Origin of the sequence: Bradyrhizobium sp. BR2003 (assembly GCF_009720285.1) — a bacterium.
In the GTDB taxonomy this organism is placed as follows: domain Bacteria; phylum Pseudomonadota; class Alphaproteobacteria; order Rhizobiales; family Xanthobacteraceae; genus Bradyrhizobium; species Bradyrhizobium elkanii.
On sequence record NZ_SMYJ01000002.1, the window covers coordinates 66,029 to 80,486 of the forward strand.

7 protein-coding genes and 3 pseudogenes are annotated in these 14,458 nt (G+C 57.9%); 4 read left to right on the forward strand and 6 right to left on the reverse strand.

From position 1 onward, the window contains the following. Positions 1-52: 52 nt before the first annotated feature. A pseudogene (locus tag E2I15_RS00305) lies at positions 53-193 on the forward strand (IS66 family transposase); the annotation flags it as partial. Here the strand turns inward: E2I15_RS00305 and E2I15_RS39040 are convergent. Further along, positions 160-330, reverse strand: a pseudogene (locus tag E2I15_RS39040) (IS630 family transposase); the annotation flags it as partial. The pseudogenes E2I15_RS00305 and E2I15_RS39040 sit on opposite strands and share 34 nt — an antisense overlap. 219 nt (positions 331-549) lie before the next feature. Beyond that, complete coding sequence (locus E2I15_RS00310) at positions 550-1,716, reverse strand: amino acid aminotransferase (RefSeq protein ID WP_137482329.1); 1,167 nt, start codon at positions 1,714-1,716, stop codon at positions 550-552. Positions 1,717-3,030: 1,314 nt separating this feature from the next. Between E2I15_RS00310 and E2I15_RS00315 the strand changes: the two genes are divergently transcribed. After that, positions 3,031-3,873 carry an electron transfer flavoprotein subunit beta/FixA family protein gene (locus tag E2I15_RS00315; protein WP_137482330.1) on the forward strand — a complete coding sequence of 281 codons (843 nt, stop codon included), beginning with the start codon at positions 3,031-3,033 and terminating at the stop codon, positions 3,871-3,873. 247 nt (positions 3,874-4,120) lie between these two features. On the opposite strand, the gene E2I15_RS00320 is transcribed toward E2I15_RS00315, so the two are convergent. Together E2I15_RS00320 and E2I15_RS00325 are read right to left on the reverse strand one after the other, a co-directional pair. Then, positions 4,121-5,437, reverse strand: a complete 1,317-nt coding sequence (locus E2I15_RS00320; RefSeq protein ID WP_246668294.1) for a DUF3422 family protein — start codon at positions 5,435-5,437, stop codon at positions 4,121-4,123. Positions 5,438-7,227: 1,790 nt separating this feature from the next. Next, positions 7,228-8,580, reverse strand: a complete 1,353-nt coding sequence (locus E2I15_RS00325; protein WP_137482332.1) for an MFS transporter — start codon at positions 8,578-8,580, stop codon at positions 7,228-7,230. A gap of 1,071 nt (positions 8,581-9,651) precedes the next feature. Here E2I15_RS00325 and E2I15_RS00330 point away from each other — a divergent pair. Then, positions 9,652-10,842: a GFA family protein gene (locus E2I15_RS00330; RefSeq protein ID WP_137482333.1), complete on the forward strand. Its 1,191-nt coding sequence runs from the start codon at positions 9,652-9,654 to the stop codon at positions 10,840-10,842. A gap of 23 nt (positions 10,843-10,865) precedes the next feature. After that, complete coding sequence (locus tag E2I15_RS00335; protein ID WP_137482334.1) at positions 10,866-11,543, forward strand: 2OG-Fe(II) oxygenase; 678 nt, start codon at positions 10,866-10,868, stop codon at positions 11,541-11,543. A 198-nt stretch (positions 11,544-11,741) separates the two neighbouring features. Here the strand turns inward: E2I15_RS00335 and E2I15_RS00340 are convergent. Continuing rightward, positions 11,742-12,306: pseudogene (locus E2I15_RS00340) on the reverse strand (response regulator transcription factor). A 90-nt stretch (positions 12,307-12,396) separates the two neighbouring features. Continuing rightward, positions 12,397-14,458, reverse strand: a 2,062-nt coding sequence (locus tag E2I15_RS00345; protein ID WP_155262134.1) for a PAS domain-containing sensor histidine kinase, incomplete at its 5' end; no start/stop codon positions are given.

The window sequence follows — 14,458 nt, forward strand, 5'->3', positions numbered from 1 at the left end:
GAAGCCCAGGCGGCCTTGCTGATCGAGAAGCTCAACTCGCGAGAAGCTCAGCCACGAGAAGTTCGGACAGTCCTCCGAGCGACGCGCATTGCTGGAGCAGCTTGAGCTCAAGCTCGCCAACGTGGAGGAGACCGCGGCGCAAGCTAGAGCATTCGCCGATCATGCAGCAGCGTATCCTGCGGCGATGAAGTAGTTGCGGCATTCGGTTGCTGTGGAGCGGTCAATGATGCCACCAATCACGGTCCAGAGGCCTTCGACGGTTCGCTCTGCGGCCTGACGCAAAAGTCCTTTGAGCCTGGCGACGGCGTTCTCGATCGGAATGAAGTCAGGCCTACGTATCCGGCGACGGCCCTGGTCAGGTCGCTTTGGGCGGATAGCCGGATAGCCGATTGCGGTTAGGCGGCGTGAGCGATGCTCTGAGGGCGCCAGTTCCAAGGCAGGACTTCGTGGATACGCCTGGAGGGATGAATCTGGCAGGCGGGCCGGTAGGGATCGAACCTTTCACGGCGGTCTGAGGCCTCTATCAAGGTCCATGTCCCAGTGCGGAACTCACAGCCCCTTGATCGCGCTTGCGACACGCGCCACATCGTTGCGCTTCAAGCCGGCGACGTTGATGCGGCCAGATGTCGGCATGTAGATGCCGTGCTTTTCCCTTAGGTTCAGCACCTCGGTCTGAGAGAGGGGCAGAATGGAAAAGATGCCCTCTTGCGAGCCGACGGCGGCGGCATTCGACCATCTTCCTCCCAATGCGTCGGCGAAAGATTTTCGCAACGCGAGGAGGCGATGACGCATCGATTCCAACTCTTCACACCAGTCCCGGCATAGTTCGGGGGAGCTGAGGATGGTCTTCACGATTGCGGCGCCGTGATCGGGCGGCATCGAGTAGCTGGCGCGGGCGATAGCAACAAGATTGGACCGAGCAGTCTCTGAAACTGATTGCAAAGAGGCGACCGCAAACACCGCGCCCGTACGCTCGCGATATAGTCCAAATGATTTCGAGCAGGACACCGCGATAAGCGCCTCTGGAACGGCAGAAATTGTCGAACGAAGCGCGGCGACGTCTTCGTCGAGCCCGGCACCGAAACCCTGATAGGCAAGATCAATCAACGGCGTAAGCCCGCGCGCAGCGATCATTGCAGTGATCCGACGCCACTCGTCCGCCGTCAGCACAGCGCCGCTCGGGTTGTGACAACAAGCATGGAGCAAAACTGCGTCGCCGGGCTCGGCCCGTTCTAGTGCATTCATCATGCTGTCAATTAAGATGGTCTGCGAGGCAACATCAAAGAATGGATAAGTCTCGACCGGGAGACCGGCACCTGAGAAAATTTCTGCATGATTCGGCCAACTCGGTAGACCTAGCCAGATCTTACCCGTTCCGGTCCCTCGAATTAGATCGGCAGCGAGCCGCAAAGCACCCGAGCCACCGGGTGTCTGCACACCAGAGGCGTGGACGGTTGCCGTATGCCCGCCAACTAACGACCACAGCAGATCAAGGAATGTTTGATCACCCTCCGGCGCCACGTACGCCTTAGTGTTCTGGGTCTCGCAAATCAGGTGCTCCGCAGCCTTTACGGCACGAAAGATCGGCGAATGACCGGCCTCGTCCCGATAGACGCCGACCCCAAGGTCGATCTTGTCTGGTCGGGGATCTGCGTCAAAGAGCCCAATCAGCGCAAGCAGGGGATCGTTGGGTTTACGGCTTAGTGTTTCAAACATTGTCGGTTTTCTTGATCGAGCGGAAACCGGCCGCATTTGGCCGGATGGTTGGCTGCGTTCGGAAGTCAGAAGTCGCGGCTCAAAGTCACGCGTCATAGTCGCGCGAGTACTCCTTGGCCCGACGTCCGTTTTGCGAGACGAAAACTCCGAGATCTGGCCGCCCAGCGCCCGCGGACGATGACGGCCCGGCTCGCGATGGCCCACCACGCATCAGTTCGGGTTCAAGGTGTTGCCAAATTGAACCGCTGCCGAAATCGGAAGCTTCGGCAGTTCGGGGGGCTCTGCCCGCGATGGCGCGGATGCGATCTCCTGCCAAATCCGATCCTGGCCACAATCGGGGGCTTCGGCCAGCGCCTGCGATGCGCTCAGCTCATGCTCAAAGCCCGCTGAGTCGGGGGACGATGGTACGTCGGGCCGTGGGCTCGTGTTCGCTGGGTTGAAATCCATCCGGTCTATCCTCTCAAATGACGAAGCCGCTCGAGCCCTCGTTCGACGAAGGTCGTTCGTGTTGCGACCTGCGGAGAACTATTTCGGAGGCTTGTTCAGCGCCGGCGTCCGACTTACCGTCAAAATGGTGCCAAGCATGCCCCCCTCGAGCATCGAGTGCTCCAAAGGTGCACGTCCACTGCGTTCGCTGGGCGGCATCGCCGTCGAGGCATCCGCGCTCTCATGGTGTCGCGCTTAGCTTTCCAGAAGCTGACGGGCAGACGGATTTCGGCCGATAGGACTAGACTGATTTTCCTCGTCAACTGCGCAGTGCCGCGGCTCGCCACGCTGTTCAACAGCCTCGTCGATCCGCTCAGCATTCTGATATCGGTGCCGATGTCACTCGCCGACGCGCCGATGTTCATCAACGTCGGGGTCGGTGGGCCAGCGTCAATATCTATACCCAGGCTGGCCTCGTCACCTTGATGGGTCTCGTCAGCAAGCACGGCATCTCGATGGCGGAAGTCGCTAACGAGTTGCGGCTTCGAGCTGCAGGAATGCCGCAATATGCCGCCGCCCGAAGCAGGCCGCCTTGATCTCGTCGATACCGGCGCCGTTCCCAAGCGCGCCCCGGACCTGCAGCTTGAATTTCGCATGAGGTCGCGGTGTGGGCCCTGCAAGCTCACGGCTTCGCACCGTGGTCGGACGGAACGGAATAGCGCTGTCGCAGTTCCGACGGGTGTCGATATTCGTTCGTCCAGAACACCGGACTGGCTAGAGTATCTATCTATCTAAGCCTCTGTGCTAGCTAACAGATTCCAAACTCGGGCGCTGTGGTACAACACTTGCTGTCCTCTTCGCAGCTACCGCAACCTTTGGAGCAACTCAGTGCATATTGTCGTCTGCATTAAACAGGTCCCGGACTCTGCGCAGATCCGCGTGCACCCCGTGACCAATACGATCATGCGTCAGGGTGTGCCGACGATCATTAACCCGTATGACCTCTTCGCGCTCGAGGCAGCGCTCGAGCTACGCGACCGGTTCGCCGGCGAAATAACGGTGCTGACAATGGGGCCGCAATCGGCAGAAGATTCCTTGCGGAAAGCGCTGACCTTTGGCGCCGATCGCGCCGTACTGCTCACCGATCGCTGCTTTGCGGGCTCCGACACCTTGGCCACCACATATGCACTGGCAACCGCCATCCGAAAAATTGGCAAGGAATATGGCCCGCCAGACCTCATCTTTACCGGCAAGCAGACCATCGACGGCGACACCGCGCAGGTTGGACCCGGCATCGCAAAACGGCTGGGTGTGCTGCAGCTGACCTACGTCGCCAAGGTCAAGACTCTCGATCTCGCTGCCCGTACAATCGAAGCGGAGCGACGCTCCGAAGGTGGTGTCCAGGTGCTGCACACGAGGTTGCCCTGTCTCATTACCATGCTGGAGGGGACCAGTCAGATTCGGCGCGGCGCGATGGCCGATGCCTTGCGTGCTGCGCGTGCACCAATCGTGAAATGGAGCGCGCACGATGCCGGCGTCGAGGACGTCTCCAAATGCGGCCTTAAGGGCTCGCCGACCGTCGTCAAGCGAGTCTTCGCTCCTTCTGCGCGGGCTGAGAAAGCGGCGCTGGTGGAGGCCGCCGAGCAACCAGCGCAGGCGTTGATTGATGCTATTTTTAAGCATCAACCGAAGCTCGAAACCGATCTTACGGCGCTAGCCCGCGATGCTTGACCTCGAGTTTCTTGGCGACGATAAGCGTTACGGTCGTAAATGCGTCAAGGTTTGGCTCTCATCCGGTCACACCGACATGCCCGGAGGCACGTAGAGCCTGGCGCTGACCGTTCGGCGGTGCTCAAGCGCAATCCTCCCGTCGCCGATCACCTCCATCTGGGCCGCCGACGACTTGGTCAAAACTGTTGCCACGTGGGTCGGGAATGTCTGCCGTCGAGCTCTGTTGTCAATCAGCTGCAATCGATGCTTATTTGTCCGTTACAGACGGCTCGTCGCGATGCTTGAGGTGTCGCTTCCGTGCATTGTAACTAACCAGCCAGATCACTCCGACTGCGACCGGCACGCACGCCGCGGTTAGATAAGAGGGTTCTACATGGAGTCCAACATCGTGCGCTCCCTTGGCTAGGTAGCCAAACAAACTGACCACGTAATATCCTATCGCCGCGACCGATAATCCCTCCACCGTGCACTGCAGCCGAAGCTGTTGTCCGGTGCGTTCATTGATCGCATGCAACAGGTCGCGGTTCTGCCGTTCGATTTCAACGTCGACACGAGTTCGCAACAGATCGGCGGCGCGCGCCAACTTGACCGACAGAGTTACCTCACGATCCTTGGTCGTCTCGCAAGTTCGCATCGCAGGCGCCATCCGGCGCGCCAGGAACGACGACCATGTCGGATAGTCCGTGATCTCGCTGCCTTCGATGATGGACAGTCGGGATTGGACTAGCTCGTAATATGCTCTGCTGGCGCCGAAGCGATACAGGCTTCCGGTCGCGCCTCGCTCGAAAGTGGCGGCCAACGCGGTCAGTTCGGCAAGCAGATGGTTGTTGAGCTTCAATCCCTCCGCGCCTTGCATTTCTTCGAGCACCTCACCGAGACGTCTATCGATGCGATCGACAAATGGACCAAGCTCAAGAGCGGCCGACAGGCCGAGCAGCGCCAACGGACGATAGGTCTCAACTTCAAGTAGCCGCTGCACCAGTGCACCAAGATTGTGCGGCGTCAGCCCAAGGTCGCAAACAAGAATTTTGGTGAAACCGCTTTCGTCGACGCGAAAATCAGAGGCCATAACGCTGGCTCCGCCTTTTATGCGGACCATGGCGAGGCTGCTCTTGTCGAAAAGTTGTTCGGCGCGCCTCAATGGGGAGGAGTGCTGCTCAACATCCAGCTTGATTGCGACCAGCAACTGCCCTTCCTGCCGCAAGTCGCGCATCAAGGAGTGAACCGCACTTTGGAAGTCGCCGCTCTGTCGAGCGAACGGGCCATTCGCTATCCAGGTAAAGGTTGCGAATTCGGCATGCTGCTCCCAGCGAAGCACAGCGGGTCCAATGTCGATTTGGTGATGTTTCGCTGAGAGTTGCGGAGCTGGAAGGTCACGCTCTCGACAAAACGAGACGAAGGCGCGGCGATCGCTTGCGGCCGCATCACCCTGCGCAAGTAGTGCGAAGTGAGTCACCTTCAAGGGAGGAACAAGCTGCATAAACGGGCGCGCATGCACTTCATTGAGCACGGCATCGCGTTGCGAATGTAGCTTGAAACTTCGAAGATCCGGTTTATCGGGCACGTCTAAGCACCTCGTGGCAGAATTGGCGCGCATTCATCTGTGTAAGCGCGCGAGCGGCCTTGGTTTCGACTCTAAGGGCTATTCGCGCGGGTAGAGTGGTGGGGGCGCGGGTAGATCCGAAGCCGCTCAAAGTTGCGAAACCAGCGCCAAACGCGGTTGGTTGCCACCGTACGCGCGCGCACATCACTTGACATCGATGTGTTGGCGCACACAAGGCGTGATGCCCAGGCCCGCATCCCCTGGACGAATCCAGAGCGGCGTGACCGACGCACGCAAAATGTCCACGCTTTCGTCTCCACGAGGTTGCTAGTCGTCGTCGCCGGCACTACACCGGCTGTTGACGGCAAAAGCGCAAACGTGACTTTCATCTTTGGCTGCTCTCTTGTCCCACATTTGCGCGCGATGCACGATATGGGCCAGCACGGGAGTAGCGCAAAGGTTGTGTTTCTCACGCAATGTGATCGTTGAAACTGCCAGCGGAGGCTCTCAGGCAGGGAAATCGCTTACATTCGGACGGTGTTATCCCCACAAGGGATTTTGGAACTGTATCGCCATCAGATGGAATCCAAGTCTCATTGCGACCGGGTAGCTTGCGCTCTTTGAGCCCGGCCTCTGTAACAACCGCGACATCAGAGGACTTGGCTGATCGCGGAAGACTGACATGGCTGGCGTCCTTTGATTGTTCAGCGTCATCGAAGAATGCCGATTAGCGGTTGCGGATCGGCCTTCGGTGCAGAGACACCGCCCTGCGGTGACGACTATCGCATTTGGCGGAGCGGAACCGGGATCCGACACAAGGCGTGCCCCGCAGGCCGGTCAACTCCAACCTTGAGAATCGATGGCGAGAGAACGTCGTGCGTTCCATGCGTCGATTACAAGACGCATTGCTTTGTTCAGCGGCAGCGAAGGCGGCCGAAAGCTGAGCGGCCCGACGTCGCTCCTGGAAATGGCAAAATCCAAAGAGCCGATCTGCAGTCCGAACTGACCGATGTGCCGGAGCGCATCGTGTCCGAGCAAGCCACGAGGCTATGGCGGCACGAACTGCCCGCCTGAAAAATGCAAGGCGGTGCACCATCGGACCGCACCGGTCGCTGCATACGGGCACGGGCGTCATAAGGCTGCATCTCAATGACATCAGCGGCGATGTCGCTTGATGACCATCAAGCGCTGGCGTCGGGCTCGCGTCGATCGGTATCCCGCCTCATGAGCGCTCCCATGCTCACCGGCCATTCTGCCGCGATACCAGCCCTCGCGCTGAGCCGCAACGACAACAGTAGCACCCTCGAGAGTGCGCCCAATCGGTCGGTCCGTGCCGACGCACCGGCGCGGAGTTGAGGCCGATATCGATCCGAGCTCACGGTGCCAGGGTTCTATACCGCGATACAGCTCGGACTGTCGGCGTGGGGACGCAATCCGGACGCCGACAACGTCCATCACGGCCTGCTGCTACCCAACCTGCTACACATTCGCGACGATGGAACCGTCCGCTGCTCGGAGCGCAACAAGGCGGTCTCCAGACCAGGACTTTCCAACGCTCACAGCCGACGTCCAGCGGCCGCCGACCTGGTCTCAATGTTGGATGGCGATTTGCCGCGTACACGGGTCACCGTGGACGTGGCACTCTTAGGGCCTGCTTGTAAAGCGTCAGACATGCAGTCATCGCGTCGTGTCTGGTTTCCGACAATGTAGGACATGCGATGCTACTCCTAGCCCCGTGTCGATACGCTGAGCGAACTCCGACTCCGTGCATCGATCGAGGCCGCCTGACAGTCAGCGGTTAGGATCACGTGCTAGTGCGATGCTGCTTGGACGCCCAAAGCGCTCTCGGGCGATTTCCGAAGCGAAGCCTTAGCAACTCTCAACGGCTTGGGGGTTCCCCTGTAAATGGTGAGTGCCGCGATGATACCGAGAGCAGCTGCAAACATCAGCCAGAATCCGGGTGAAGCCTTGTCATTAGTCCGTTCAATGAGCCAAGTAGAGGCCAGAGGCGTAAACGTACCAAACAGGGCCGCCGCGAACGCGAAGGCCAGGGAGAAGCAGGTTGTGCGCACATGCGCAGGCACGATCTCGACGAGAGCACCCAGCATAGCCCCGCTGTAGACGCCAAAGTAGAACGAGAACATCATCGCCACCGCAAGCAGCTTGCTGAAACTGGGGGCGCTTACCAACCAACTCAAAGCCGGATAGGCGGTCATCAACGCGAGGCCAGCAATGGCCAGCAGAACGGGCCTGCGGCCGATGCGGTCGGAAACGGTGCCGCCAATTGGATTCCAGAAGAAGTTGGTCACCGCGACCAGGAGAGTCACCAAGAGCGCATCCTGGGTGGACAGCTTCAACACGGTCTTGCCGAATGTCGGCGTGTAGACGGTGACGAAATAGAAAGTCGTCGTGGTCAGGATCGCCATCATCATCCCGAGAACGACCGTGCGCCAATGGACTAGCGCCGAGGCAAAGACCTCGCGCGCCGTGGGATGCTTCTTCATCGTCAAAAATTCCGGAGATTCCTCCAGCGTCCGACGAAGGAAAAAGATAAGAGGAATGATAAGGCAGCCGAGAAAAAAAGGAATGCGCCAACCCCAGGAGGCGACGGCTTCGAGCGGCATCGATTCATTCAGTAGGTAGCCCACGATCGCTGCGACAAAGATCGCGACCTGCTGGCTGGACGATTGAAAAGAGGTATAGAAACCGCGATTGCCTGGGCTCGCGATCTCCGCCAAATAGACCGAAACGCCGCCGACCTCGACGCCGGCGGAAAAACCCTGCAACAGCCGTCCTGCTAGAACAATGATGGGGGCGGCAATGCCGATTGTCGCATAACTGGGACAGAAGGCGATAATCACCGTACCGACCGCCATGATCGATAGCGTGATGATAAGGCCTTCGCGACGGCCGATCCTGTCGATATAGGCTCCCAGTACAATCGCCCCGACGGGACGCATTAGGGCGCCCAGCCAGAACACGCCAAAGGTGTTGAGCAACGAGGCGGTTTCGTTGTCCGAGGGGAAAAAAGCGTTCCCAATGGCGCTGGCGTAAAAGCCGAATAAGAAAAAGTCGAACTGCTCGAGAAAATTGCCGCTGGTCGCACGAAGAATGGCGCTGATGCGCGATTTGACTGTCGCATGCTGAACGAGCGTTTGTGACACAGCAAGTTTCCTTCCCGTCTGAAATGGCCGGTTGCGTAAAACCTCGCGCCAGCCCAATTGCAATCAGGCCGTGATTTTTCTCTTAGAGACATTACCGACCAACCGGAAGGCGCCTGATCTTTTCGGCTTATCTTCGACGACAGCTTCATTGTGCACAGATTGAATTTGCTTTCGGAGGCGCAAGCGCTCCCAACATCAATCGCCAGAAGCCCGCCTGATCGAGACGAAATCAGGGCACGAGCTTCCGCTCGGTCACCTACGCGGTAGCTTTTCGAGCAATCTTTGGCGTTTCACTAGCTCTGTGTCCACCGCGGATGGTGTCGGATGATTCGATAACGCGCCTACACTGTTCGGCTTCTTAAGTGCGCGTAAATTCCCGCCAGATCCAATACACCAGCATCGAATAGTCGGTTCGCACTCAGACATTTGCCCGCGTAATGCAAGGTTGGCATAGCAATTGCTACAAGCGTGCAGGAATGGATATCGAACGAGTGCACAGAGCGGGCGAATGGCAGCGGCGGTCCCTTTGCCTTGAGACAATCGCGCTCGGCCGGCAGCCGCAATGTCGCGTAGATTGCGGCCGCAGGCCTCGAAGGACCCACTGGATGTGGTTCGTCTCGGCAATGCCGAATCAAGTCTGCAGGGGATGCGATGAGCTGGCAGTGAACAGCAACCGAGGAGGCTTGATCCGTCCACGACAGGTCGCAGATGAAAGCGTCGAGGTGGCCGGATGTGCCGCCTGCGCATGTCGGCCGAGCCTTACTTGGCCTGGCGGACACCGATATTCAGCATGATTCAGCAAAGGATTGATCGCACATTTCGCCATTCGCGGGATCGGCTTGCTCGTGGATGGAAATCCAACGCGAGAGGGAGCGTCGCTTCAATCTATGGGCACGTTCCTATCGACGCGCTCATGAACTGGACTGATCCTCTGATGGCCCTGTCTGGTACTGCGAAGATGGTCGTCGGGCAGTTCACCTGTACGGCGAACGCGACCGCAAACCTGTCGGACCAAGTTGGCGCCTTCGAAAGTGCTCCTCAAACATCATTCTCTCCTCACGTCAGGGTCAAATGAAGTCGTCTCAAGCGTCGCAACGTCAACTGGATCGACCTTCGCAGATATTTTGCGAGTCCTTGACTGAGCAAGCCCGAAATCTGTTTGGCCTGCATCCGTTCGCCGCGGAGATGTCTAAAAAACAAGTTGCGAGCTTGCTGCCTGAATATTTGGCGATGTCACAGGCGTTCCCTTACCTGCAGGCAGGCTCGCAGAAGGATCTCATATTTGATGCGATGCGTCGCAACCGAGACCTTCCGAGGGATGTTGAGCTAACCAGCGTGGTCGCGAATTTCATCTGTTGGGATGAGACGGGTGGTTATGGCCGAGTTCTCCAAGGCGGCAAGGCGGCGCTACCCGATATTCTGGCGACTGAAAGCTTCCACTCAAACCTACTTAGAAAGGATGCATCGCGACTACTCGGTAGAACAATACAGCCAAATTATAGCGCTACAACGAAGCGGTACCTGCATTCGCTCTATGCTGGATTGTCATCGAAAGACCCGGTCGCGCGCTGCGCCCACATGGTCGCCTTTGAGCTGCATGCTGCGGACATGATCCAGTCGCTGTGGACCACCCTGGCCAAAACCTTTGATGCGCGGTCCGACGATCTTGAGTACTTCCGCAGTCATGTCGGCGGCGAGGATCCCGCCGAGAAGTATCATGGAGAAATGACGACCCGGCTCATTCGCGAACTTGTACCTGCTGATGGCAATGGTCGGTTTTTGGATGAATTCGATCGAGCCTATCGGCTCAGCTTACAGTGGTGCCGCGATCTGCTGCAAACTGTCTCAATTGAGGAAGATCGCCTTGCGGAGGTCGAGCATCACGGCAGCTGTCATTGTGGTGCCGTCAAGTTCTACGTCCAAGCGCCGCGAGAGCTTTTCGCAGTTCGATGCAACTGCTCCATCTGCCGAATGTCCGGGTTTCTGCACCTGCTTGTGCCCGGCAATAAGGTCAGGATTGAGTGTGGCGAAGAGTTTCTCAATACATATCAATTTAACAAGAATATCGCTCGTCACACCTTTTGCCGGATTTGCGGCGTAAAGCCGTTCTATCGGCCACGATCGAACCCCGCGGGTTTCAGCGTAAACATTCGGTGCTTGGATAAGAGAACGATCGAAAACATAACAATAGAAGAATTCGATGGCGAGCATTGGGAGGAAGCGTTCCACCCGACGCACGAGGATAGGGGAGCCTCCCGTTAAGATCAAACTTGGAGTAAAGCCGCATGGTGCGCGCAATGAACGAGAGATCTCGTCTGCTTTCAGAAGAGGCTCTCACCAAATACCGTATAGAACTATTGGTGAAGGGTACGGTCGTGATCGCCCCCCAGACGTTGTTCACCCAAGATGATTTGGCGAGGATCGATCAGCTCCAGATGGAAATACCCGAAGAAGAGGTGCGGGTGGGAGATGCCGGCGACTCGCACTATGTCTTCGTGAAGCGGGTGAGGGTAGATCCGCCGGGCCGCCCTCCGTCCAATGTGCATGGCAAAGCTCCAGGACAGATCATCGAACTGCTTGAGAGGAAAGACCGCAGCTTTGCACTGAAAAAGATCTTGGGAGCATCGTCAGATTACGTCATACGCCGATGCCAGATGCATCGACTGCCTCCCGGCTCGTTCGTTGGCATCCACTTAGACGCTGAGAGCGACCCTGACTTCGAGTACTCCGTGATTGTGCAACTCGCGAGGGACTTTGAGGGGGGCGAGTTCGTGGTCTATCCGAACGCGTACGAACAGCAGGTATTTCGACCGCCGTTTGGCGCCGTCGTTGTCACCACATGTAGGATCCGACATGAGGTGAAGCCTGTGCACGCTGGGGAGCGCCGATCGCTGGTGTATTTCTGTTCAAAACGCAACGGCGCCAATCGCCGGATCATCGAAAGCACTGCCGACGGCCTATGAGGACGTTCGCGGAAACCGCATTCGAACGGGGTGAGGGGGCGCGGCCAACTTCTGCCAGACTTCGCCTACTTCGGAAGAGCGTGGCTTGGATCCTGCTCGTCGAACGACTACTGTCAACGCATGTCTGGGAGGGCGGCGCCTTCGGCTGCGAGCAATAGCCGCCTTCGAAAAGTGGGCTGGACTGATGAAATTGTAAAATCATACTTGAGTTCGTTCAGGACGATTGGCGCGAATTCCCAACGTCTCAGTCATTCTGATCAAGTCGGCCAGCGACCGTGCACGCATCTTCCTCATTACGTACCCCCGGTAGATCTTGACCGTAATCTCCGCGAGCCCAAGCTCGGCGTTTACTGCTTGTTCATCAAGCCGGCAGCGACCAGTTTCATCACCCCCTGCTCGCGCAGGCCTAAGCTCTCAAAATCGAGACTGGAGGTTCGCGACGATCTGCTGAGCCTCCGTGTTTTGCGATCGCGTTCGGTCGCCGCAACCACGGCATCAAGTAGTTCCTGGATCGCGAAACGGTTTGCTGAGAAAATCGACCGCTCCTTCCTTCATGGCCCTGACGGTCATGAGAATGTCGCCATGGCCGGTAATGAGAATGATCGGAATATGTATATTCAACCTCGCTAGCTCGGTATGCTAGTCAAGGCCGCTCAAGCCTGGAAGCCGGACATCAAGAACTAGACAGCTAAAAACGTCCGGAATTGTGCTCTGTAGCGTCTAACCCTACCGATTGAAAAAGGTTCGTAAGCGAGCGACGCATGGAGACGTCATCCTTGACGACGAAGACAATCGCCTTTGTCGAGAACTCAGCATTGCTGACTTCACCCACCTGGCGAGTCAAATCGTCCTGTCACGAGACGGCCTCCTTATGCAGCGGTAGGGCGAACTGGAAGGTCGCGCCCGGTCCATTTTTGTGGACGACTGACAGCCGTCCTCCGTGGGCTTCCACGATGGACCGGCAGATCGAGAGGCCCATTCCAAGGCCACTCGATTTAGTGGTGAAGAAAGGATCCAAGACGCGGTCTGCGTCGTTCTCGGCGATGCCGACGCCGCAATCGGTCACGGCAAGCTGGATGTGCCCCACATCGTTCTTTGATGATTGAATCAGCAGTTCGCGCGTCCGCTCGGTAACTGCGTCCATGGCTTCGATTCCGTTCATCACCAGGTTGATGATAACCTGTTGTAGCTGAATCCGGTCGCCGAGGATCGTAGGCAACCCTGCCATCAACTCAGTTCGTAGCGTCACTCGGTGGCTAACCAGCTCTCGTGTTACCAGCGCAATGACGTCCTTGACGACCTCATTGATTTTGAGCGGCGCCATCTCAATGTCGCCTTTCTTCGCGAGCGCGCGAATACGACGGATCACCTCGCTTGCCCGGCTTGCGTCTTCGATGATCCACTCCACCGAAGAGCGCGCAGCGGAAAGATCAGGAGCTTTCCGCCCCATCCAACCGAGGCACGCATCGGCGTTGCTGATAATAGCGGCGAGTGGCTGGCTTATTTCATGGGCGATCGAAGTTGTCAGCTCTCCTAAGGTCGTTACACGCGTTACATGCGCGAGCTCCGCTTGTGCCTTTCGTAGTTCTTGTTCGGCTTGATCGGCGCGAATGGTCGCGGTGATGTCAGTGCTGACGCCACGGTAGCCAAGAAAGGTCCCGTTTCCATCGAAAAAAGGCTTGCCACTCGTGCGGACGTAGATCGGAGAGCCTGTCCGATTCACGGTGCGGTAGACGAGATCCCGAAACGGGAGATGGGCCTCCAACGTCGCCCGATGCTGCTGCCACTTCTCCGCCTCCTCTTCGACGTCGCACGCAATGTCACAGGGAAGCAGGCCGATCAATCCTATCTCCAAAAGTCCCGCAGCGCTGGTGTGCTCGGATAAGCGAGTGACCTGATGATCCGGCCCAGTTTCCCAGAGCCAGTCGGAAACTGTTCCGGCATAGTCGCGAAAGCGCTGTTCGCTTTCGCGCAGCGCGGCAAGTGTGTTTTCCAGGCGCTCCCTAGCTGCGTGTTGCTCGGTGACATCCATATGTGTTCCGATCAGCTCGCTGACTTTACCATCGTTGCCGACCACCACGTGCGCAACGGAGTGTATGCGTCGTATCCCGCCATCAGGTGGAAGGACACGAAAATCATATTCGAACCGCTCATACTTGTGTTCAATAGCCTGGCGCTGCGCCTCCTCCAGCCGTGGCAAGTCGTCCGGATGGATGCGCGATCGAATGGTCTCGATCGATACCGGCTCTTCTGGTCGAAAGCCAAACAAACGATCGACCTCGGCGGAGCGATACACGAAATCTAGACCGTAGACGTCCCAGGACCAGCTGCCCGTGTGACTGAGATGCTGGGCTTCGGCCAGATAGGCCTCGCTGCGGCGCAGCTGTTGTTCTGCTCGCCTAGCCGCCGTAATATCCGTAGCTGCCCCAACAAACTCGATCTCACCAGAGGCTGTTCTCGTAGCTCGCGCCTGCGCATGGATGTGCTTTACCGAGCCGTCCGGTAGCAGAAGCCGGTATTCGTGCTCGAAATCGCTCGACTCTCGCATCGCGCGATCGATAGTTTCTTGAACCGAAGTCCTATCATCTGGATGAGTGCGCTCAACGACGAGCTGTGGCCCCAGAGGCACTGTCTGAGGATCTAATTGGAAAATCCGAAATGTCTCCTTTGACCAGAAGGCCTCGCCCGTAGTGGGGTTCCAGCTGAAACTGCCTGTGCGACTCAACTCCTGCGCCTGGGTCAAATGTGCTTCGCTCCGCTGCAGGGCAAGTTCGGTCCGCCTTCGCTCCGTGATATCTTCGCAGGCGATAAGGACGATCGGCTGCTCATCCGCCCAGAGCATGGCTTTGGCGCTTTCACGTACCCACAAGACCGAGCCCTCCTTCCTGACCTTCTGGACGTCCCAAGTGCGCGTT